Here is a 23,675-nt window from a genome sequence, read left to right on the forward strand (position 1 = left end):
GCTGCTAGGAATCCCGGTTTTCGGCCGCTGTTTCATTTATCAATTGTGATATCATAGTGGCGGTATCGAAAATTGTCGCTTCTGTATCCAGGACAGCATTGTCGACCAGCATCTCTACAATGGCGTAGCCGGTCTCTACGATAATTTGAGACCGTCTTTCCATCTTGTCGCGATCCTGATCCTGGCCTTGGACCATCTGGATCGCAATAAAGCGCTCAACCATCTTCTCATGAGATGATCGGCGAACGTCTACCAGTTGCGGGGTGGCGTGGAGCGCTCGCATGATCCAGGAAGCGCCTTTCTGGGCGATGGTGACTTCATATTGCCCACGCAACTGGTCGGCAATTTGCTGGACGGTCGGAGCAGGGCCTGATTCTTCAAGCGCTTCATAAAGCGCTTCGTTCTGCACCCGCATCAGACGTTCCCCCAATTGCTTGAGCACGGAATATTTGTTGGGAAAATAGCGATAGAGAGCAGGCGGCGTTAACCCGGCGCGTTCGCAGATCAGATTGGTGTTGAGTTTGTCGAAACCGAGTTCCTCCAGCAGTTCCGCAGTGGCATCCAAAATGCGGTCGATAGTGCCCTCACTCCGCTTCTGTCTCGGTTTTCTGCGTGTCATGGCAACATCTTGACCTGTCTCATTACTAATGATAGTTATAACTACCGTTTTGGAGATTGGCAAGGATCAAATCATGAAAAAACTGATGGCTTTCGGGTTTTTAACTCTGGTCGCCTGTGGGCAGCAAAATGATGGAGCGACAGCGGATGGTCAGGCAGATACCGTGGTCGATCTTGCGCCAACCGAATTGGATATTTCAAAGGCGGCCGAGACAGTGCCTACCGATTTACAGCTCGCGGCGAAATATGATCGCAGCTGCCGGTCTTGCCATTCAACACCGGATGCCGGTGCACCTTTAACAGCACATAAAGTGGCCTGGGATGAGCGCTTCAAGGCCAAGGACGCGAACGCCTTGCTCACCTCCACCAAAAATGGACTGAACGCCATGCCTGCCATGGGGCTTTGCAATGACTGCACGGACGATGAGCTTATGGAACTTACAGCCTTTATGGCCGGGAGGACGATCTGATGGCTGTATCACGAAGAACCCTGTTGCTCGGCGGCGCGGCTGCTGCGGTCGCGATACCGGTTGGCAGTCAGCTTTGGTGGTCATCCAAGGATTTTGTTCGAGAAGGTTTTGATCCTGCACTGCCCAAGGCACCGGCCGGTGAACGCGCGTGGGTGAACTGGTCAGGCATTCAAAAGGCGACTCCAAAATCGCTTTTGGCACCAGCCAATGCGAAGGAGCTGGCGGCTCAAATCCGAACCACGCCTGCACCTGTTCGGCCGGTTGGTAGCGGTCATAGCTTTACCCCGCTTTGTCCGTCTGAAGGCACCATGATTGACGTCAGTGCGATGTCCGGGCTCGTGTCTCATGACATAGCAGCGGGCATCGCTAGAATGGGAGCAGGAACACGATTGCAGCAAGCCGCACGTCTGCTCCACGAACAGGGGCTGGCCTTCGCCAACCTGCCCGATATTGATGTACAAACACTTGCTGGTGGATTTGGAACAGCAACCCACGGTACCGGTCGAAATCTGACCGCAATTCACGACTATGTGCGCGGTTTCGAAATGGTCACCCCAGCAGGAGAAACTCTTGAAGTCAGCGCAGATCAACAGCCAGAACTGTTTCAGGCAGGCAAGGTTTCGCTTGGCGTTCTTGGCATAATTGCGCGCTATGATCTGGCGGTTGAGCCGGCCTTCAACCTGCACCGGCGGGTCAAGCTGGTCAAAACGGAAGAGATACTTGATCAATATCTGGCGCTATCCGAAAAGCACCGCAATTTTGAAGCGTTGTTTTTCCCGGGAACCGGTCATGGCGCTACGCTGATCCATGACAAATATGACGGAGCTGTAGAAGGCGAAGAACCCAATCAGGATGAAGACTTTCTAGCCGATCTGCGGCAATTGCGTGACTATTTTGGCTGGTGGCCATGGCTGCGGCGAAAAATCTTCGAAACTTCTACCGACCCTGACACCGGTGAAGACATGACCGATGCGGGCTGGAAATTGCTGGCAACCAGCCGCCCCACCAAGTTCAATGAAATGGAATATCATATTCCTCTGGACAATGGGATGGAGACACTTCGCAAGGTGCTCTCTAAAATGGAAAGTCGCAAGGATGCCTTTTTCCCGATCGAGGCACGTGTAACGGCACCCGATGATGCTTGGCTATCTCCCTTTAACGACGGCCGGCGCCTTTCCATCGCCATTCACGCGCAGGCGGATGAAAACTATGAATTCTTCTTCTCAGAATTTGAACCGATATTTCGTGCCGCGGGCGGACGGCCCCACTGGGGAAAGCTGCATAGCCTGACGGCCAAGGACCTGGCGGCGCTTTATCCGCAATTCGGGGCGTTTAATGACCTGCGCCAACAGCTTGATCCAGATGGGAAAATGCTAAACCCCTATATGGCAAAATTGCTGGGAGCAGGATAGGATGGCAAAACTCAGCCGCAGAAAAATCCTGATTGGCGGCGCAGTTGTTGCGGGAGGAACAGCGTTGGCAATCGGAAGATCATCGGATGAAAGTGGGCCGCGCAAGCCCTATTTTCTGGACATGCAAAAGGCGTTGAAGGCGGCCAATATTGCGCAACCAACATTGGTAATCGATCGCGCGCGCCTGAATACCAATATCGACCAGCTTATGTCGGACCTGCCTGATGGAATGGGCTACCGCATCGTTGCAAAGTCGCTGCCTTCGCTGGACCTGATCGGCCATGTCCGTGCGCGCAGCGGTACTGATCGTTTGATGACGTTCAACCTCCCGATGTTGTTGGCGCTTTCAGAAGCTATGCCGGAGGCGAGTCAATTGCTCGGCAAACCGTTACCTGCCCAAGCGGCGAAAAATTATTTCAATGCTTTATCACCGGACAAAGCCGAAGCGGGAGCACGGATTGAGTGGCTGGTCGATACGCCGGCGCGGCTTGATCAATATGCGGCAATTGCGGATGCGCAAGGAGCAGACATGGCGATCAATATCGAACTGGATGTCGGTCTGCACCGCGGCGGTATGGAGCCAGGCGATGCGCTATCGGGGATGATGGAGACAATTCGCCAATCCAACCGTCTCAGCTTTGCCGGAATGATGGGTTATGAGCCCCATCTTTCGAAACTGCCCATAGCTTTGGGTTGGCAGGAAAGAGCCAAAGAAGGTGCCTGGGCGATATATCGGGAGGCTCTTAGTACAGCTGACGATGTTTTTGGTGAGAGCAACGTCAGGGCTTCGACTCGCAATGCAGCCGGCAGTCCGACATATCGGCTTTATGAAGACACTGAAATTGCCAACGAATTGTCGATTGGGTCGGCGCTCGTCAAACCAACTGATTTCGATACGGACTTGCTTGAAGCGTTTCAGCCAGCTGCCTTTATTGCGACGCCGGCAATCAAGGTACTCGACGAAACCCGCTTGCCGGCACTTGAGTTTGCTGATGGCGCCAAGCGAATGATCGACCCAAATCTCGACAAGACGATATTCATGTACGGTGGTAAATGGATGGCTCTTCCCGAAGATCCGCCGGGCTTGCGTTACAACAGCACTTTTGGTCATTCCAGTAATCAGGAAATGCTAAATGGAGGCCCTAATACCGACCTAAAGCCTGATGATTTCGTCTTCCTGCGTCCGACCCAAAGTGAGGCTGTTTTTTTGCAATTTGGAGATATTGCCGTTTACGAGAACGGAGCCATTGTTGATAGCTGGTCGGTATTTCCGGCGTCTGCATGATTGCGTGCGCTTTCCCGGATCAAGCGAACGCCTCCAACTTTCAGTCTATTCAGGAAAGGACCAATAGATGTGATCTTACATTCTGTCGTTACCATTAGGATTTGTCGCGGGATAAAGCGAGATTATCCGGGATAATGTGGGACAGAATAGATTTTTTGGGAGAACTGATATCCTATGCCGGTGAGGATGTTCTTCATTTGTGATTATCAATGCCATCGCCATTGAGAACGAATGATCAAATTCCTGATATTGCAGTTTGGGACTTTGGCCGTTGTCAGGGTGCGTCCTGATAGAGCGTTTCACATACGGTTCTAATGATCTCGATCATGTTTCTTGCCGGCGGGGACAGGGGGCTGCGGCGACGATGGGTTATATAGGCTGAGCGTGGCGTAAATAGAGAGGCGTGGGTTATGCCAGTTAAGATGCCGCTTTTTTCCTCTAGAGCAAATATGTCCTTGTTGAGCCCGCAAACATAATTGTCCTGTTCTATCAAAGCTTTGGTGAGGGTATCGGACGTTGTTTCGACAGCTATTTTGGGTGGCTCCAATCCGGCCATCAAAAAGGCGCTACTGATTCTATCCCAATTACCTAGCCCGCGAGCAACGACCCACGGATATTTTGCCAGATGCTCAAGATCAATATCATCGGTTCTGCTGAGCGGATGATCCCGGCGCATGACCAGCCGCCGTTCATGTTTATACTTTAACTCAATGCTGGTCAGTTCGTTGTGTAGCAGTCGCGCTGGTGGCAGCGACACGATGAAATCAAATTCGCCACGTTCCAGTGCCGGGAAAAGCGCTGGTGATAGGCCATGTTCGACATGGATATGGATGTCAGGCCAGCGTCTGCGAAACAGATGCAAGGCTTCGGGCAATATTCTGGGCAGGAATGGAGGCGCACCGCCTATCACTAGCTGGCCTTTGTGGGAATCACGTAGCGCTTCAACTTCTGCTTGAATCAATCGGCTTTCTGTCAGCAGCAGCTTTGCCCGCCGTTCAATGGCCTCTGCAAATTTGGTTGGTTCGGCCCCGTGGCGCCCACGTTCGAACAGTTTTACATCCAGTTGATCCTCAAGCCTTTTTATATTCTTGCTGATCGCGGGTTGTGACATGCCCATAGCATCTGCTGCCCGCGCGAAGTTGCGAGAATCCATCACAGCTAGAAAGACTTGTAGGCGTGAAAGTTCCATTGGTTACCAGTCAATCGCTCGGCAAAATTGCCGGGCAGTTTGGGAGATGAGTGATATTTGACGAAGCAGCCCGTTACTCAGGAAAGCCCGTCAAACAATGACCTGAGGTTTGGATAACAGCCTAATCTGCCCCGGTATTGGCCAATGGTTTTGTTGTGGAGTTAATGGAGGCTGCCCCATTTCCACCCTCAAGTTTCCTGAGTTTGCTGGCGATTGGCCGCTTGCGACCTTTCAAGTTAATCTGTGTCATTGGTAAAGTCCCTGTTTCCCGCAATGGTAAAAAATACCAAATTATAGATAAGATATCGGTAAAAATGCCTATTCCGATAAGTTATAGAAGTGGCTCTTGATGGAATTATATTCCACTGACAATTGCTATTTTTAATATATTCCATTTGGTTATTGATTTTTTACTTCGTGGAATTGTTCAATACTATCTGATCATTGCTAATCCAGCTCCCGTAACAGGGAGTTAGCAATGATATTTTCTGAATCGGCTGGTTTCACACCCTGTCTCGCGTTTCTGCGGGCTACAGCGTTGATACCAGCTTCGATCATCCGTTTTTTGCGATCATTCGATTCGGCTCAGGGCGATTCGGCTCAAGTCGGCAGCCTGCCCGAACGGGTTAGGCCGGTGGCGCAAGCTCCTCATCCAATTCCATAATATTCCAGCATCTATTTTTTGAAGTTCAGGGAGAATTTTCAGTGACTGTATCAACCATCAAATCCGACGATTTCGGCGCCAATGATTTCCGTGAGAGCATCTTTCACCAGAGCCACGGTGGTCGCGTTGTAAAAGTCGATGGCGGTGCAGGCAGCTACGCGCCTTCTTCGCGCTTATTTGGCAGCCTGTTTGCGGGCACCAGTGCGGCAGCGATGGCGCTGTCCACCATGTTTGCGGGCACGATGCTGGTCGTGCCCACCGATACGGCGATGGCGGGGGCGACTTGTGCCACTGTTGACGACGGTAGTGGTTCGGGTGGCGCGGGAGTCCCAGATGACGGTGCGGAGGCTGATGGTGATAGGTCTTTTGCCTGTGGTACCGCTGCAACAGCAACCGGCACGGAGGCTCTAGCCCTCGGCCATACCGCTCAAGCTAGTGCGGAAAATGCCGTGGCAATAGGGAGAAATGCTGTTGCGAGTGGTTTCGAGAGCCTGGCAATTGGTAGAAATGTTCAGGCGATAGGCGCTAGATCTGCCGCAATCGGATTCGATGCGCGGGCGGAAAATGCTGGTACCGCCATTGGGACCAGTGCAAGGGCTACCGGACAGGCATCGAACGCATTGGGCCGACTAGCTCAGGCTACCGCTACTCGGGCTACCGCCGTCGGACTATTGGCTGAGGCAAATGCCGAGAATGCAGTCGCGCTTGGTCAAACTTCGATGGCCACTATTTTGGACGGAACGGCACTTGGCAGCACCGCAAATGCCAGTGGCACTGCGGGTAATGTCGCCCTTGGCGCTGCGGCAACCAATGCTGCCCCGGTCGCTGCGACGGCTTATGGTGTCGGTGGTGCGACGGTGCAGACTCAAGTATCGGTCGGCGGCGGTGCCTATCCTGTTCGGCGCATCACAAATGTTGCGCCGGGCGCAGATGGCAATGATGCGGTCAATGTTTCGCAACTTACCGACCAGGTCACGGTCATCGACAATCTGCTAAGTTCAGGCGACTTGGTTGATGCCGCCGGCAATGCTGTCGCCAATCCCTTTACCTATGAAGGCGCGCGTTCAGATGTTCAGGCGGTGTTTGACGCGATTGATACCGATATTGATGCGCTTCAGGCCGCCGGACCGGGCGCAGGTGATTTTGTCTCCGATCAAACCGCGCCCTATGTCGCGCCGGTTGCGTCCGGAAATAACGCCTCTGCTGGTGGCGATGGAGCGGTAGCTTCGGGGGATAGCGCACTGGCTTTGGGCAATGCCGCACAGGCGACGACGGGTGTTGCCGTGGCCGTCGGCTCCAGTTCCATGGCAACTGGCAATCTTTCAACGGCAGTTGGGGCTGGAAGTAGAGCGGAGAGTGAGGAAGCTGTTGCGGTTGGTCATCAAACGGTAGCCTTTGCGGAGAACGCTTCGGCTTTTGGTTCTAACAGTGGAGCGCGCCGCTTGGGTGGCACCGCCATAGGTGCGAGTGCCGATGCTCAAAATGACTTTGATGTGGCGCTGGGTGCGTTATCGGTCACAGGTGTGGCTGGCGGTGTGGCTTATGGTACACAGGCCGCGGCACCAGGCTCGGTCGTTTCCATTGGTACGGCGGGTAATGAGCGGCGCATTCAAAATCTATCAGGCGGTGTAAATGCTACTGATGCGGTCAATGTTGCGCAGCTTTCTGATCAGGCGGATCAGATTGACGCATTGATTGGCAGCAACAATTTGGTCGACGCCAATGGTAACTTGACCAATGCTACAGTCGCGACGGTGGGTGGAACAAACTACACCACCGTTCAATCGGCGATTGAGGCTGCTGCCGGGCTTGCCGGTTCGGGCGGCGGTGATTTTGCAACCAGCGTGGTGTCGACTACGGTTGCCGCTGCAGCTTCCGGTGACGATGCATCGGCTGGTGGTGATGGCGCTGTTGCGTCTGGCGTTCGTTCGTTGGCACTTGGTGCTGGTGCGACCGCAAGTGCGAACAATAGCGTGGCACTGGGTTCCGGTTCGATAACTGCTGCAATAGGCGGCGCGGCCTATGGTACAGGAACTGCAGCCCCGGCAAGCGTTCTGGCTATCGGTAACCGCCGGATCCAGGGTGTTTCTGGTGGTGTGAATGGCACTGATGCCGTTAACGTGGCGCAGCTGACGGATCAGGCGGACCAGATTGATGCGCTGATCGGCAGCAACAATCTGATCGACGCCAATGGTAACCGGACCAATGCTACAGTCGCCACTGTTGGCGGCACAGCCTACACGACGGTTCAGGAAGCGATTGAAGCAGCGGCCATGACCGGAGGATCCGGTGGTGGTGATTTCCTGAGCGATCCTCTCAGTGGCGGTGCACCCACTGTAGCGGCTGGTACCGGGGCTTCGGCAGGCGGAGAGGGGGCGGTTGCCTCAGCTAGTCGTTCACTGGCGCTTGGTGCATTTGCAGAGGCAACATCTCAAGCTGCGACGGCGATTGGTCTTCGTGCAGAAGCCAGCGGTGCTTTCTCCATAGCGGCAGGTTTTGACTCAACGGCTTCGGGCGACAATGCGGTTGCAATTGGTCGGGATGCGACCGCCACGGCTGCGGGTGATGTGGCCCTTGGCCAAGGTTCGACAACCGGCGCGATCGGCGGTCTGGCTTATGGTACGCAGGCAGCAGCGCCAGCCAGTGCGTTTGCGATTGGCAATCGCCGCATCCAGGGTGTTTCGGGCGGTGTAAATGCCACCGACGCCGTCAATGTTGCGCAGCTTTCCGATCAAGCAGACCAGATTGACGCGTTGCTTGGCAGCAACAATCTGATCGATGCCAATGGTAACCAGACCGGCGGTACAGTCGCGACGGTTGGTGGTACGGCATATACAACGGTTCAAGAGGCGATTGAGGCGGCTGCGATGACCGGCGGCTCTGGCGGCGGTGATTTTACCACCGATGGAACAACTGGTACGGCCGCGCAGTCCAATGGTGCGGACTCTTCGGCAGGCGGTAACGCGGCTGTGGCAACAGGCGACAGCGCGCTCGCACTGGGCGATGGCGCGACTGCATTTGACAATGGCACGATTGCAATTGGCCAAGGCGCGGCGGCTGGTGATGCTGATGCTGCGACAACAACGGCACCAAATGCGATCGCAATAGGTACCGGTGCCCGTGCTTTCGGCTCTACCGCCCTGGGCACCGGTGCATTGGCAGCCGGTGGCGGAACGGCCGTAGGTGACGGCGCGCTGGCGGGTGTCGTTGGCGGTGCCCCTGATGGGACGAATAACAACAATGCTTTTGGCAACACAGCTGTTGCCACAGGTGGAAACGCGACAGCGATCGGTTTTGGTGCATCTGCTAGCACCAATGTCGGCGATGTTGCGCTGGGTGCGGGGTCGGTCACCGGCGCTGTCGGCGGTGCGGCTTACGGTACACAAACCGCCGCTCCTGCTAGCGTGGTCGCCGTCGGTGACCGCCGCATTCAAGGCGTATCGGGCGGCGTAAACGCCACCGATGCGGTCAATGTTGCGCAGCTTTCGGATCAGGCGGATCAGCTTGATGCGCTGATAGGCAGTAACAATCTAATTGATGCCAATGGTAATCTTACAAATGGCACGGTCGCGACGGTAGGTGGTACCGCTTACACAACGGTTCAAGAGGCAATAGAAGCCACAGCAGGGTTAGCGAGCGCGGGAGGTGATTTCGTTACGAGCAACGTTTCAGCCACAGTCGCACCCTTGGCCTCCGGAGATAAGGCGTCTGCTGGCGGTGATTCTGCGGTGGCTTCGGGCGACCTATCGCTTGCATTGGGGAATATTGCTAACGCTTCTGGTGTCGCTTCTGTTGCACTCGGTAATCGATCAAGCGCAGCGGCTGATACTACAATCGCCATTGGCTCTGTCGCCAGTGCTACCGGCGTAAATGGCATAGCAATCGGCCAAGGCGCAAATTCCACTAATGGCGTAGCGCTGGGTGCTTCTGCAATGTCCACTGGCGACAGCGCTGTATCTTTGGGAAGCAATTCGGTAGCCAGCGCCCTAAGTGCCACTGCATTGGGGGAGAATGCCGGTGCAACCGCCGACTTTGGTATCGCTCTGGGTAATGGCGCGAGGGCAACCGAGTTGTTTAGCGTTGCTATTGGTGCCGGCTCGGTAACTCAAGCATCCGCTAACAATGCTTATGGAACCGGGAGCGGTACGCCAGCAAGTGGTGTTGTAGCATTCGGTGACCGCCGGCTTCAAGGTGTCGCCGCCGGTGCCGAGGCTGATGAAGCGGTGAATGTGGCGCAACTTTCTGATCAGGCAGATCAGTTTGACGCGCTGTTGGGGGCGGCTGACCTGATTGATGCCGCTGGCAACGCGACGGGCGCAACCATTGCGACCGTTGGTACGGTTGCGCAAACCAATGTTGGCGGCGCGCTCAATGCGCAAGACACGATTGTCACGAACCAGGGTAATACTACCGCCTCTGTTTTGGGCGGTACAAGTGCCTACAACGCGGCGACTGGTGCAGTGACGGGCGGCTTTACCTATGACAGCAATGCTCAAACAACTGTTCAGGCTGTGTTTGACGAGATTTCCACAGACATCACCAACATTAACAACGGCGGTGCGGGATTGGTACGGCAGGCAACGCCCGGTGCACCGATTACGGTTGCAGCGGCAAATAATGGTACAGAGGTACAATTTGATGGTACCGCCGGTACACGCGTGTTGTCAGGCGTATCTGATGGTGCGGTAACGGCAGCCTCAGATGAAGCGATTAACGGATCGCAGCTTGCCAGTGTGACCAATAACATCGATGCCTTGGTTGGTAGCGGCAATGTGCTGGCTGGAACTCTGCCAAGCTTCACAACACCCAATGGTGGTACCGCCGATGATGTGACCGAGGCTTTTCAGGAAGTCACGACGCAGGTTGACACGAACACGACCAATATTACGAACATAAACAACGGTAATGTCGGACTCGTTCGGCAGGCCGGTGTTCCAGGCGCAGGCAACGCGGCGGCGATCACCGTGGGTGCTCAGACCAACGGTACAGTGGCTGACTTCACCAATCTGGCGGGCAATGAACGCAGGTTGACTGGTGTGGCAGACGGGATAATCTCTGCAACATCAACCGATGCTATCAACGCTCGCCAGCTCATCGCGGCAAGCAATCTGGCTGACACCTTGATCGGGCAGAATTACTTCAACGACGATGGTTCGACCAATGCGATTAGCTTTGCAACACCCAATGGTGGCACTGCGAACAATATCACTGACGCGTTTCAGGAGGTGACGACCGGGGTCGATACCAACACAACCAATATTACGAACATAACCAATGGCGCGACCGGTGCCTTCCGTGCTGAGAATGCGGCGGTGGACGCCGATCCATCGAACACGGGCACCGATTCAGTGGCTGGTGGTTTCGGAGCGCAGGCCAATGCTCTTCAAGCAACTGCGGTCGGTAATGATAGCCGTGCCAATGCGGAGAATGCAGCTGCATTCGGCTTCAACGCTCGTGCCTTTGCCAATCGGTCGACAGCCATTGGTGCGAACTCGCAAATCTTTGGTGAAAACGGTTCTGCTTTTGGCTTTGACGCCCAATCCAATGGACCTAATTCGACAGCTTTAGGTTCGTCTTCGCGGGCGCTGGGCGAAAACTCTGTCGCAACTGGTACTGGTGCACAATCGGTTGGAACCAATGCCACCGCGTTAGGTACGCAAAGCCGTGCCAATGACACAAATGCAGTGGCAATCGGTTTCGGGACACAGGCTAATGCGGTTGATGCGACCGGAGTAGGTACGCAAAGCCGTGCCAATGGACTTCGGGCTACAGCGTTGGGTGCAACGGCAACGGCCAATGCGGAAGACGCCACAGCGATTGGCTTCGGTTCGACAGCTGGCGCTGACAATGTCGCGCTGGGTGCCGGTTCGGACGCTACTGCGGTTGCCACCAGCACTGCAGACTTTACCGGTGTCAACGGTACAGTCTTTGGGCCTTTTGCCGGTGGTACGGCAGCCGGGCTTGTATCGGTCGGCAGCGCGGGTAATGAGCGCGTGATTGCTAATGTCGCGGCGGGCAGTGTTGCAGCATCGTCAACTGATGCGGTCAACGGTTCGCAGCTATTTGCTGTGGCTGAGATTGTCGATCAGGTCGCAACTGGTACGACCGGTGCTTTCCAATCGGAAAATGCGGCATCGGATGCTGATCCATCTAATGCGGGTACGGACGCTGTGGCAGGCGGCTTTGGTTCGCAAGCCAATGCTTCGCAGGCAACAGCAATCGGTAATGATGCGTTGGCCAATGGCAGCAATGCGACGGCTCTCGGTTTTGGTGCACAGGCCAGTGCTGCCAATGCGGCTGCCATCGGGTCTGATGCAAGGGCCAATGCGGCAAACGCCACGGCATTGGGTTTCCGCGCTTCGGCGACCAATGTGGGTGATGTAGCACTTGGTTTTGGTACGATAACATCTGCCTCAACAGATGCTGCCTATGCCACGGCAACAGCGGCTCCTGCTAACGGCGTAGTAGGTGTGGGAAATCGCAGAATCCAGGGCGTGGCAGCCGGGGCTGAAGCTGATGAAGCCGTGAATGTTGCGCAGCTGAACGCTGTTGCGCAGGCTGGCGCAACGGCCTTTGGCGGCGGTGCAGCGGTTGATCCTGTTACCGGTGCCTTTACGGCTCCGACCTATACGGTTGGTACCGCAAACTATGATAATGTTGGCGCGGCAATTGCGGCGCAGGACAACATCACCACTATGCAAGGTAATACAACGGCGTCCACATTGGGCGGCACGAGTGCTTATGATCCGGCAACGGGTGTAGTGTCGGGTGGTTTCACCTATGATGCGGCTCCACAGACGACCGTACAGTCGGTGTTTGATGAAATCGATGCTGATATTACCAATATTACCAACGGTAATGTCGGACTGGTTCAGCAAGCCGGTGTTCCCGGTGCCGCCAATGTCGCTCCTATCACGGTAGGTGCAACAACCAATGGCACCGAGGTGCTGTTCAGTAACCTTGCTGGTGCTAATCGTAGGCTAATTGGTGTGGCCAATGGTGCGGTGACGGCATCGTCCAACGAAGCGCTAAATGGTTCACAGCTCTTTGGTGTGACAACCAATATTGATGCTCTGGTGGGTAGTGGTGATGTGCTGGCAGGAACTTTGCCATCGTTCACAACGCCTAGTGGCGGAACTGCTGACAACGTGACCGACGCATTTCAAGAGGTGACGGACCAGGTCGATATCAACACAACCAATATCGCAAACAACACAACTAATATAACAAATCTCGACAATCGGGTGACCACGAACGAGACGAATATTGCGAATAATCGTACGGATATCGATCAGAACAGGACGGATATTGACAACCTCGACAACCGCGTGACGGTGAACGAGACGAATATCGCAAACAACCGTACTGATATCGATACGAACACAACCAACATCGCAAACAACCGTACCGATATCGATACGAACACAACCAACATTGCGGGCAACCGTACCGATATTGATACAAATACGACCAATATTGCCGACAACCGGACCGATATTGACAGCAATACGACCGCGATCACGAATATCAATAATGGCGGTGGTATTAAATATTTCCGGGCTGACAATACGGATCCGGCCGACGCTGTTGCGTCGGGAGAAAATTCGGTAGCTGTGGGCCAGAATGCCCAAGCGCTTGGTACAGACTCCGCTGCCTTCGGTCACAATGCCTCTGCGCAGGGTGACAATACGACGGCTGTAGGTGCCGGGGCGACCGCCTTTGCCTCAACTGCCGTGGGGGCAGGGTCAGCTGCGGCTGGAGGCGGTACGGCCGTGGGTGACAATTCTCGCGCCGGTGTTGACGCAAACAACATGCCCGACGGTACCAGCAACAATAATGCCTTTGGTAATGAATCGGTTGCGACTGGCGGCAATGCAACAGCGCTTGGTTACAACACGCAGGCTACCGGGGAAAACTCTACTGCTGTGGGTAATGGTGCTCAGGCAACATTTTCCAATTCCACGGCGGTCGGTGCAGGCGCTCAAACCCGGATGGTCGATCAAGTGGTGCTGGGCACGGCAACATCTACCATCACTGCTCAAGGCGTATTGCAAAACGGTGACGTAACCAGCGATCGGATCGTCAGTATCAATGCTGAAGGTGATATGCGTTCGGTTACTGTTGCTGATCTTACCGGGCAAGTGGCGGGTAACATTACGGTTGTTGGAGGGTCTGACACCAATGTGAACGGTCCCAATGTCATCAACATAAGGGATGGTTCTATCACTTCAGTCGATATTGCTGACGGCGCTATCAATACCCGAAACATCGCTGACGGTGCTGTGACTTACAACAAGCTTGGTGCTGATGTCCGGAACCGTTTCAACGAACTGAACGACAGGGATAACCGAAACACCGCTGGTGTTGCGCTGGCCACTGCAATTGCCAACATCCCTCAACTTTCTGAGGAAGGTAAATTCTCAATCGGCGGTGCCTTCGGCGCGTTTAACGGCGAAGGCGGCTGGGCATTTGGTGCTAATGGCCGGTTTAGTGAGAATGTCGTCGGACGGACCAGTGTCGGTATTACATCACAGGGTGATGTGGCCGTCGGTGCCGGAATAGCGATGGAATTCTAATTGTAAATTCGATGAAAGAAAACAGAGTAAGACAATGATCAAACCAGTCAAAAATACTCGCTATTGCATAGCCCTATCGGCCCTGATTACAGGGCTATGCATTACGGTCCAGGCGAACGCGCAAACATCTTCCAATGAAGATGCCCCTACACCCCAGACGCAATCGCCTGGACCGGCTATGTCGGCACTGATTGGTGCCGGCTTTGAGATTAAGGCAATGCAATATTTGCCTCAGTCGATGGTTTTCGTGCTCCAAAGGCAAACCCAAGCTTTTATTTGCGACACCGATCTTGCGGGTCGCAGTAAGCTTTGTATCCGGATCGGGTAGGCAGCGCGTATTGGCCATGATGATATCTCGGATCCTTGTGTTTGCTGTTCTGCTACTTGCCTTTCAGGCCATCCCCACTGCGGCGCAGCAAACACTGCCATCGGATTGGCAAGTCTCATGTCGCAAAGGTGATTGCAACATGAGCAACACCATCAACAACGGTCAAGGGATAGTGACTAATCTGAATATCTATATGGTCGGGCGCACACCAGTGTTGGAATATCTGATCCCGCTCGGCATGGGGCTTGAACGTGGCGTGGTTCTGCAAATTGATGGGCAGCAGGCGTTCCGGACGAGCCTGCTAACCTGTCGTGCGAATGGATGCAGTGGTTTTGTGAAGTTGGAAAAACGATTGCTGGACCGCTTGCTGGGCGGCGGCGTACTTCGTGTTGCGTTTCAAAATTTTGCCGACAGAAAATATTATTCGTTCAATTTCGATCTACAGGATTTTGCCTCCCGATATACTGCTTTCCGGCAGGGATCGGCTAGATAGAGTGAAGGAAGATCGGATCTTGAAGTTGACCGAAGCTTTTCAGGAATCCTATCAGCCGGTGGCAGTCTTGGATGATGACGCTATCTATAACCATTGCAGCGACATATTTTATCATGAGTGTTTAGCGGTGTTCCATGACGCCGATGGATCTGTCGTAGAAACCGACGAATATCTGAAGAACAATAATATAGCTCAAATCGGACAAAGATTTGATCAACACATCGTGGGAGTCGTTCTAGAACTGCTGGCCACCCCTGCTACGCCCGCTTTGGGTTGTAGTATTTCAGCACGTTCGTTTTTAAAAGATGGTTGGTGGAAAGAGCAACTCAATATGCTTGCTGGCCGTCCTGATATCGCGGGCCGACTGATACTGGAAATTCATGATGTTGAAGAATTCCGCAAAGCGCCATCAACTATGCTGTTGCTCAAAAAGCTGCGCAACGCCGGATGCCTCCTGGCGCTGGAGGATTTTGGCGTAGGGCATTCCTCTTTTCATGCGATGATGACAATGGAACCCGATATCATCAAGATAAATAAGTCTTTCCTGTGGCGTGCAGATAGTGGCCTTCGTTATCGCGATACCTATCATCATCTGGTGGGTCTTGCCCGAACAATCGCTCCTATTGTGGTTGCAGAAGGTGTCGAATCTTACAGTCATCTCAAAGCGGCATTGAAAGCTGGGGCAACCCATGGACAAGGCAATGTGCTTGGTGTCGCGCAGGTTGCCCGCCCACAGCAATCAATAAGGTGGGACAAGGACAAACAAAAACAGCGTGATCTGTGTTTGAAAGCTTTGGGTGCAGAGGATTGAGATTATGGTTGATTTATCACTGGATGTGAATCCAAAACCAAACAAATCGCAAACTCGTGACCTTACGTATGCGGATGATGTTGGCTCCGAATGGAGATTTAGCGTCCGGAAGAGCGCTGCAATAATATTTGTGAGTTCTCTGGCTCTTTGGGCCGTTCCGGTCGTTTTTTGGTTGCTGATGTAGGGCTATTCAAAACGTATGCAACGTCAGCAAAAGTTAAAAAGATATTTGGGCAATAGTTAGGAAGGTTAGGATCGAGCAGGCCGGTGCTGACGAGTGATCAACAGGAGAGTGGTTCGATTCGATCGGCGTGGATGAAGGAGATTTCCTTGGCACATATACTATTGCAGTCTCGGGCTTTGACCATTTTTGGAATCATCTCCAATGGACTGTTTGATAGAGTTTTTAATGATCTCGATCATGTTTCGTGCTGGAGCGGACAGGGGGCTACGGCGCCGATATGTTATGTAGGCTTGGCGCGGTTCAAACAGCGAAGGATGGGATATTCCGATCAAAATGCCGTTTTTCTCTTCCAACGCAAAAATGTTATTGTTGAGCGCGCAGATGTAGTTGTCTTGTGTAATCATTGCTTTGGTGAGAGTGTCAGAGCTGGTTTCCGCAGCTATTTTGGGTGGCTCCAACCCGGCCATCAGAAAGGCGCTGCTGATTTTCTTCCAGTTACCAAGACCGCGTGTGACGATCCATGGATATTCTGCAAGCTGTTCAAGACTGATGTGATCGGTCTCGCTGAGGGGGTGATCCCTGCGTATCACTAGTCGTTGTTCATGCTTATACATTAACTCTATGCTGGTTAGCTCGCTATGCAACAATTGTGCAGGCGGTAGCGAAACAATAAAATCAAACTCGCCGCGCTCTAATGCCGGAAACAGGTTCGGGGACAGCCCGTGGTCAATGTTGATATGGACATCGGGCCAGCGTCTGCGAAACAGATATAGTGCTTCGGGTAATATTTTGGGCATGAATGGAGGAGCTCCGCCTATCATCAACTGCCCTTTGTGTGAGTCTCGCAGTGCTTCGACTTCTCCCTGTATCAGGCGACTTTCTGTCAGCAGCAGTTTTGCACGCTGTTCAATCGCCTGTGCATATTTGGTTGGTTCAGCCCCATGGCGACCGCGTTCGAACAGTTTTACATCCAGATGGTCCTCAAGCTTTTTGATATTTTTGCTAATGGCCGGTTGTGAGATGCCCACTAAGTCAGCAGCCCTCGCAAAGTTGCGAGAATCCATGACAGCCAGAAAGACCTGAAGACGTGAAAGTTCCATTGGTTACCCGTCAATCCCGATTTCGTTCCGGTCTTTTCCGATGCGTACGGAAAAAATGCAAAGCTCATTACGGGTAGTTTCTGAAGGAAATAGGGTAGGTATGGTTAGGTTATAACTTCTAAAGGAGCCAATGCATTAGTGTAACGGACAAGTGATGAAGCCGGTTCGATTTCCCCTCTTGTTAATGCAAGATACACAAATATAATGGAATTTACATTACTCATCCCGAGCGTTCAATCTGGCCTGTTAGAGTATTTTGGATCAATCCAATTTTATGACTGAACGCGTCTGTTACATATTCGCTGTCGCATGACTGCAAAAATCAAAATGCGATTTCAACTATGGCGGGACGGCTAAATGGCAGTGGCCGAGAAATAGGAACGTTACAAAGAGATTGCGATAGCTAAATGAAACCTCCTCAACTCAATCGTCATTGGCTTGTTAAGTCAAAGTTGGAGATTCCTCGCAGTAAAGTACCGTTGGTCCCTCGTTCTCGACTAACTTCGCAAATGGATGACTGGTTAAAGTTCAATTTATGCATCGTTGTCGCTCCGGCAGGTTATGCCAAATCGTCCACTATCTCGCAGTGGAGCAGGCGGGAAAGCGGACCCAAAAAAGCCGTAGCCTGGTTAACTTTGGATGAGGCTGATAGCGAGCCGACGCAGTTCATTTCGTATTTCATAGCTTCGCTATCTTCAGCCAGCATCCCGTTGAAAGGGCTTGAGATGAGTGCGGAGGAAGGTTTCGCTGCGGGTGGGATTTTAAACGCGCTATCATCTATCCTGGAGATGATCGAAGAATTTGATTCATCAGTGGTCGTTGTACTGGACGATTACCACCGGGTCGGCTCTCCTGAGGTCGATGAGCTTGTGGTCGAAATGCTCAGCGCAGCACCTGATAATCTTACCATTGTCATATCATCTCGCACGGTTCCGGCATTTCAAATGTCACATCTATTTGCGGAAGGTCGGGCCTGCGAATTGAGCAGCGATGATTTAAGATTTTCCAAGGATGAACTGGGAGAGGTTTTTAACCACCACATAAGCGATGAAATACATACAGCATTGTTTCACCGAACAGAAGGATGGCCAGTAGCCGTTCAACTTGCAAAGCTGTTAGTTAAGGGTAATTCTGACAACACCGCCTTAGGAAGTTTCAAAGGCAGCAGCGGGCATATCGCATCATATTTGGCTGAGCAGATTGTCGGTAAACTTGATGCAGATCTGCAAATGTTTTTAATGCAAACATCCCAGCTAGAAAATTATACGTCACCGCTGGCCGCCGCTGTTACAAATCGAGCAGACTGCGATTCCATGATTGCGCAATTAGAGCTGCTGAATGCATTGATTGTTCCCGTCAACGAAGAAGAGGAAAGTTATAGATATCACCATCTTTTCAATGAATATCTGCGCAAAGAACTTCATCGAAGACACGGAAGTCAAGGCGTTCTTGAGGTTCATCGCAGAGCTTCACGCTGGTACGAAGAGAACGGATATATCGCAGAAGCAGTGCGCCATGCTCGATTGTCCCACGACATTGATCGTTGTGCAGAACTGATTGCGGAAGCCGGTGGATGGGAACTTATCCTTTTTGGAGGCATTGGATATCTGCGAGGTTTGTTACAGCAAGTGCCGCCAGAGGAGATAAAGCGTTATCCCCGGCTCTTATTGGCTCAAGCATATCTTCACATGAAAGACGGTCTCCTTCAAAAAGCACGCGCTTTGTTTGACATGGCTGCGAACAACGACAGACATTCCTGTGATTTGAAACATCAAAATCAGCTAGAAAGAGACCTACTCAATGTGGAAACACTCTTATCTGTTTATGAAGATATTCATATAACCGCTGACACAATAGAGAATATTCAAACTTCGATAGATCAGATTCCCGCCTCCGATCCTGTCACGAAGTCGATCATAACATCCCGACTGATAGCAAGTGAGCTTGCCATAGGGCAATTTTTTGAAGCTGAGGATCAGACACAATCCGCGATCCGGGGCATGCGTGAGGCGGGATCTGTTTTGGGCGCTAATTATATGTTTCTGCATGCCGGCATTGCTGCAATGTACCAGGGACGGTTACGAGCTGCCGAGGCCCATTTTAGTCTAGCAACAAAAAATGCGGAAGAAAATTTTGCGTATGACCCGGGTCCGCGGGCGATATCCAGGATTCTGGCAGCTTATTTAAATTACTGGACAGGGAGACCACAAAATAACCCCGATGAACAAATTGATCGGGATATTGATCAAGTCGAGCGATACGATGGTTGGTTGGACGTATACCACACGGCGCTAATAGTCGAAAATGTGGTTCTTAATAAAGCGACTCGTTCCATAGAAAGGTTTAATGGTGTTGCAAAGGAGCGAGGTTTGGTTCGCCTGGCGCATCTAACGAACGCCGCTGCCCTTAAGCTCAAAGATTCGATAGATAAGGGCTCGCTGGCATTGAGAATTCAGGAGAGTTTTCCAATAGGCCGTTGGGAAGAGGATCCGTTTTGTTGGCTTCCCTATCTGGAGTCTCGTCTTGCTCTTGCTCATTATTTCTCATCTATTGATCGCTCGCTTGCCATTGAACAGCTTGATGACGGGCTTGAATGTGCTCGATCAATTGGCGCAAATCTGCATTTGGTGGCGCTATTTATCAATCGATCAAAATTGTTTTTTATTGCTGGGCAGCGGGAAGCTGCAGTCATTGATTTGGTCGAGGCATTGACGATTGCGGCTCCAGAATCGATGCGTGGGCCCTTTATACATGATCACAGCATCTTGCCTCTTTTGAGAGCTGTTTTAAGACATGCTCATGACGCTCTCATTGATATCTTGGTAATTGATTTTACCCAGTCCCTCATCACCGAGCTATCCAAGATGAACATCTCTCAATCAGAATTCGAAGATTTACTATTGAGCCGCAGAGAGCAGGAAGTTTTGGCGGAACTTGTCCATGGCCGCTCAAACAAAGAAATAGCTCGCATACTTGATATGACCGAGCACACTGTCAAATTTCATTTGAAGAATATCTATGCAAAGTTAAAAACGAACACCCGGACGAAAGCAGTCATTGAGGCAAAGAGACTTGGCCTTGCCTGACGCAGATATGCTATATGTCAGTCGATTGGCGGCAGTTTGAAGTTGCCATAAGTGAAAGCTCTTCAAATAATCTGTGTTCCAAAGTCAGCTGATTTGGCTTTTTTTGGTGAGCCATAAAATATGGTTTCTTTTGGAGGTTGCGTACCAATAATCCGAGCTGTTTTACCTGTGTTTTTCAATATTATTATTTAAAATCATAAACTTAAATGAAACCTGCTCGAACGGGTAGTTGACAGAATTGCTCTTTCCATGAGATTTTTATTTCGAATTTAAATGCGAGTTCAGAAGGTTATCTATGTGATATTCTGATGTACTCTTTCTAATTTCATAGGGTGTCAGATGGGGTATGTAATGGTCAAATATTGTTCAAATTTCTCGTATATAAAAACTTATAAATATTCATGTATAGCTTCCATTTTATATATCTCAGCTTTAGCGTCTGGATCAGTCAGTGCAGCTGAAGCGCAAGAAGAAAGCCATGCCGAGCGCCAAACGAGTTATATCGAACTCCCGCTGCAACGAGGCGGATTGTCAGGCAATGGTGCCGTGCCTTGGTTTACCGATGCCCTCAGCATTGGGGAAAGCAAAATGCATGTTGCCTTGGATAATGGGTCGCATTTCAATTGGGCGACCTCTGATAGATGTACGACGCCGGCCTGTAATGCTCATAGAAAAGTTAACACGCGCACTGGTGATATTGCTTGGATTGATGAGTCTCCCATGGACATCAGTTGGGGCCCATGGGGAACAATGGCCGTAGGTGTTGGCAAGGGAACCTACAATCTTGCTGATAGTAACGGCTCATATCTCAGCTATGATCAAAACCTAACCCTGTCTTTGAACTATTCTGGCCCGAAATTTGAATATTTGCCGTGGGGTGGTGGCATTACCTTGCCTGCGGACTCACGATGCGTATGGGCGGTTCCAGCAAACCCGCTTTGTCCTACCTTTGACGGAACAGTTAAAAAATCCAAAGATTCAAGGAGATCGAGTGGTCTGTCGTCCAGCTTCCTACTCTATGATCTCTACTTTAACACGGACAAACTTCAGTCCCCCCAATATTCATTCTTTACTGACCGCCCAACCCGGTCTGGAAGCTTCTATATGGGAGGCGATAATTACAAAGTTTTCGACCAGTCGACAGCTGTAAACCTTCCACCGCGTCTAACACCTTTTGGTTATCTGTGGGGCACAAAGCTGCACGAAATGAAGGTCGGGTCAAACTCTCTAGGTGCTTTTGAAAGTGCCACGATTGTTCTGGATACAGGATCATCCCGCTTTAAAGGCGATGCGGCTCATATCATTCCTATTTTGAACCAGCTTTTAAGCATTCGCGATGGCAACGGTATGCCTGTATTTGAAAGAATCTTTGAAGGAACGCCACAGAAATGGACGGGCCTGAAATATCGCAAAGGGGGACCAAAAGATCATCCGAATCTGCCCCCGATTTCAATTGAAATTGGCCAAAGCTGTAACGGTGTGGATGGTCAGCATCTGATCTTGACCCTTGCTCCCGATCAATATTCTTACCTGATCGAAGCAGGTGATCAAAAGGGCACATGGGCAGTTTCCGCTCATGTCCTTGACGGTATTCCATTCCTGTTGGTTGGCTCAACCGTTCTGGACCTTGTGTATAGCCGTTACAGTTACAACGTGCTTCAGACGAAAGATAAGCCCGAGCTTATCCAAGGCGATATGACTGTTTTTCGAAAGGCAACGGGCGAACAGCCTGCGGGATATCAATGTGTAAAGCCCGGGTCGGCCTAATCCCAGCCAGCAATCAAGCAATCATCAACAGAAGCAGACTTTGCATCCAAATTAGGAGATCGTCATGAAGGTAAAGGCATTTCTAAGTTCCGTCGTTATATTCGGATTGACCGCACCGGCTAGTGTTGCAGCCGCTCAAAGCGGGAAATCGGATAATGGATCCATTGCTGGCACATGGTATAACTCATATTGTTCTCAAGTTGCACTCACCACTGGTCCTGGAAACTTGGTCCAGGGAACCTACACGTCGCATACCGGATCTACTGGTTCGTTTAAAATTACCGGTTATGTGGGGGTAGCAGCAAACGACCCTCAAAAAACGAACGGAACTCCGGTTGCGCTGAGTCTCCATTGGCGGGCAATCAACGTGGACCCATCCAAGGGCGATGGGTCATGGCATTGGGTATCGAATTTTGGCGGTCAGTATCATCCGGCACAGACTGTTTCCGTTCCGGGACAAAAGCCTTACTCTGTTGAAGAAACACTAGAAATTATGAATATGATAATTGCAACATCTACGGTGCCTGGCTTCAACAGCAAGGCTCCGCTCATGTGGCCGGAAACAATTCAATTTCACAAAACCCCACCAAGCTATTGTGAACCTATTACGCCTCCCCCGCCCATATCTTACAAAAGTGAAGCTTCTGACTTAGTGTCCGGTAAATGGCGCACCAGTGCCGGAGATACCTTGAATTTATACGCTAATATTGAGGATGGGACTGTCAGTGGCCTGTTTTATAGAGCCTCGGGTGAAACCTACAGCGTTAAGGGGCTGGTGGATAACTTCTCAAACTATGTACCCGGTGTGACCATCGAAGAACAAGGTGTCAGTTTATCACTATATCAGACAAATGGAGCGGCGAGCGGCTTGATCACGATGGGGGGAGGGGTCCCGTACTCAAACAAAACTTCATTGAGCTTGTTCACAAATGATTTGTCGTCCACGGATTGGAACAGTCGCTTCCTCGAATCTACAGTGGACAAGATTAATTTTCAGCGCGTCGGTCCAAACTAGTTTGATTCCAGAAAAAATATAGCGCTTGTCCAGTGGTGCAAAACTGTATCGTAGAGTTTGAAACCGATTATGGTCTGTTCTCAATGGAGTTGATGCTTGACGTCGCTCCGGTGACTGCCGGCTATTTCAAAGCCTTGATTGAAGCAGGTGCTTTGGATGGTAGTTCGATTTTCCGTATCGTGGGAAAGGATAATGCTGAACATAGGCCGGACTATCCTATTGAGGTCGTGCAAGGCGGTTTGAAGGCGGAAGATCCACAACCCATCGCGCCCATTGCGCATGAGCCGACATCGAAGACGGGAATTCGGCATATAAAGTGGACTGTCTCGGCGGCGCGTTTCGGTCCTGGTGAAACTTACGGTAGTTTCTTTGTTTGTATGGCAGATACACCGAACCTTGACGAAGGTGGCCAACGACATCCCGATGGTCTTGGCTTTGCGGGTTTTGGGAGAGTGATCAGCGGTTTCTCTGTGTTAGGCGCCATGTTTGTGCATAGGGAAACATTAGAAATGCTCGAGGTTGAGATACCGATTCATCGTGCGCGAATTCGAAAATGAAATCCAAATCAAAGCGCAGGGCGCTACCTAACTGAAAGGATAGGCCGCAGTATCAAAGCCCATCCCAAAAATGAGATGACCTATACTTTTCCGCGATTGCCGGATGATTTTCCAAAGGTC

At 51.6% G+C, this 23,675-nt stretch carries 13 protein-coding genes; 10 read left to right on the forward strand and 3 right to left on the reverse strand.

Going from position 1 to position 23,675, the window contains the following annotated elements:
- Positions 1–4 precede the first annotated feature (4 nt).
- A complete protein-coding gene (locus tag DK507_RS10360) occupies positions 5–619 on the reverse strand; it encodes a TetR/AcrR family transcriptional regulator (RefSeq protein WP_109356340.1) in 615 nt (204 codons plus the stop codon).
- A 73-nt stretch (positions 620–692) separates the two neighbouring features.
- On the opposite strand from DK507_RS10360, the gene DK507_RS10365 reads away from it, so the two are divergent.
- Genes DK507_RS10365 through DK507_RS10375 form a run of 3 tightly spaced genes read left to right on the forward strand, consistent with a single transcriptional unit; the run spans position 693 to position 3,785 of the window.
- Positions 693–1,088: a cytochrome c5 family protein gene (locus DK507_RS10365; RefSeq protein WP_162559001.1), complete on the forward strand. Its 396-nt coding sequence runs from the start codon at positions 693–695 to the stop codon at positions 1,086–1,088.
- Positions 1,088–2,500 carry a D-arabinono-1,4-lactone oxidase gene (locus DK507_RS10370; RefSeq protein ID WP_109356342.1) on the forward strand — a complete coding sequence of 471 codons (1,413 nt, stop codon included), beginning with the start codon at positions 1,088–1,090 and terminating at the stop codon, positions 2,498–2,500. Before DK507_RS10365 ends, DK507_RS10370 begins: the two co-directional genes overlap by 1 nt.
- Position 2,501: 1 nt before the next feature.
- Positions 2,502–3,785, forward strand: a complete 1,284-nt coding sequence (locus tag DK507_RS10375) for an alanine racemase (RefSeq protein ID WP_109356343.1) — start codon at positions 2,502–2,504, stop codon at positions 3,783–3,785.
- Positions 3,786–4,059: 274 nt separating this feature from the next.
- Here DK507_RS10375 and DK507_RS10380 read toward each other — a convergent pair whose 3' ends face one another.
- Complete coding sequence (locus DK507_RS10380) at positions 4,060–4,974, reverse strand: LysR family transcriptional regulator (protein WP_109356344.1); 915 nt, start codon at positions 4,972–4,974, stop codon at positions 4,060–4,062.
- Positions 4,975–5,679: 705 nt separating this feature from the next.
- Between DK507_RS10380 and DK507_RS10390 the strand changes: the two genes are divergently transcribed.
- From DK507_RS10390 to DK507_RS10405, 3 genes are all read left to right on the forward strand, one after another.
- On the forward strand, positions 5,680–14,214 hold the full coding sequence (locus DK507_RS10390; protein WP_109356346.1) for a hypothetical protein: 8,535 nt from the start codon (positions 5,680–5,682) through the stop codon (positions 14,212–14,214).
- 347 nt (positions 14,215–14,561) lie between these two features.
- Positions 14,562–15,035, forward strand: coding sequence for an invasion associated locus B family protein (locus DK507_RS10400; protein ID WP_301950674.1), 474 nt, complete (start codon positions 14,562–14,564; stop codon positions 15,033–15,035).
- A 19-nt stretch (positions 15,036–15,054) separates the two neighbouring features.
- Positions 15,055–15,846, forward strand: a complete 792-nt coding sequence (locus DK507_RS10405; protein ID WP_162559003.1) for an EAL domain-containing protein — start codon at positions 15,055–15,057, stop codon at positions 15,844–15,846.
- 342 nt (positions 15,847–16,188) lie between these two features.
- Here DK507_RS10405 and DK507_RS10415 read toward each other — a convergent pair whose 3' ends face one another.
- Positions 16,189–17,130: a LysR family transcriptional regulator gene (locus DK507_RS10415; protein ID WP_109356350.1), complete on the reverse strand. Its 942-nt coding sequence runs from the start codon at positions 17,128–17,130 to the stop codon at positions 16,189–16,191.
- 509 nt (positions 17,131–17,639) lie between these two features.
- Here DK507_RS10415 and DK507_RS10420 point away from each other — a divergent pair.
- From DK507_RS10420 to DK507_RS10435, 4 genes are all read left to right on the forward strand, one after another.
- Positions 17,640–20,216 (forward strand): LuxR C-terminal-related transcriptional regulator, encoded by a 2,577-nt coding sequence (locus DK507_RS10420; RefSeq protein ID WP_162559004.1) that lies wholly within the window; start codon positions 17,640–17,642, stop codon positions 20,214–20,216.
- A 339-nt stretch (positions 20,217–20,555) separates the two neighbouring features.
- Complete coding sequence (locus DK507_RS10425) at positions 20,556–21,983, forward strand: hypothetical protein (protein ID WP_162559005.1); 1,428 nt, start codon at positions 20,556–20,558, stop codon at positions 21,981–21,983.
- Between the two features lie 64 nt (positions 21,984–22,047).
- Positions 22,048–22,998, forward strand: a complete 951-nt coding sequence (locus tag DK507_RS10430; RefSeq protein ID WP_109356353.1) for a hypothetical protein — start codon at positions 22,048–22,050, stop codon at positions 22,996–22,998.
- A gap of 35 nt (positions 22,999–23,033) precedes the next feature.
- Positions 23,034–23,555, forward strand: a complete 522-nt coding sequence (locus DK507_RS10435; protein WP_301950669.1) for a peptidylprolyl isomerase — start codon at positions 23,034–23,036, stop codon at positions 23,553–23,555.
- The last annotated feature ends 120 nt before the right edge of the window (positions 23,556–23,675 follow it).

Origin of the sequence: Sphingorhabdus sp. EL138 (assembly GCF_900258045.1) — a bacterium.
In the GTDB taxonomy this organism is placed as follows: Bacteria; Pseudomonadota; Alphaproteobacteria; order Sphingomonadales; family Sphingomonadaceae; genus Parasphingorhabdus.

Coding starts and splice junctions, on each gene's coding strand:
- DK507_RS10360 (WP_109356340.1), bottom strand. CDS start 619: ATGACACGCAGAAAACCGAGACAGAAGCGGAGTGAGGGCACTATCGAC.
- DK507_RS10400 (WP_301950674.1), top strand. CDS start 14,562: ATGATATCTCGGATCCTTGTGTTTGCTGTTCTGCTACTTGCCTTTCAG.
- DK507_RS10380 (WP_109356344.1), bottom strand. CDS start 4,974: ATGGAACTTTCACGCCTACAAGTCTTTCTAGCTGTGATGGATTCTCGC.
- DK507_RS10420 (WP_162559004.1), top strand. CDS start 17,640: ATGGATGACTGGTTAAAGTTCAATTTATGCATCGTTGTCGCTCCGGCA.
- DK507_RS10430 (WP_109356353.1), top strand. CDS start 22,048: ATGAAGGTAAAGGCATTTCTAAGTTCCGTCGTTATATTCGGATTGACC.
- DK507_RS10425 (WP_162559005.1), top strand. CDS start 20,556: ATGGGGTATGTAATGGTCAAATATTGTTCAAATTTCTCGTATATAAAA.
- DK507_RS10370 (WP_109356342.1), top strand. CDS start 1,088: ATGGCTGTATCACGAAGAACCCTGTTGCTCGGCGGCGCGGCTGCTGCG.
- DK507_RS10415 (WP_109356350.1), bottom strand. CDS start 17,130: ATGGAACTTTCACGTCTTCAGGTCTTTCTGGCTGTCATGGATTCTCGC.
- DK507_RS10365 (WP_162559001.1), top strand. CDS start 693: ATGAAAAAACTGATGGCTTTCGGGTTTTTAACTCTGGTCGCCTGTGGG.
- DK507_RS10375 (WP_109356343.1), top strand. CDS start 2,502: ATGGCAAAACTCAGCCGCAGAAAAATCCTGATTGGCGGCGCAGTTGTT.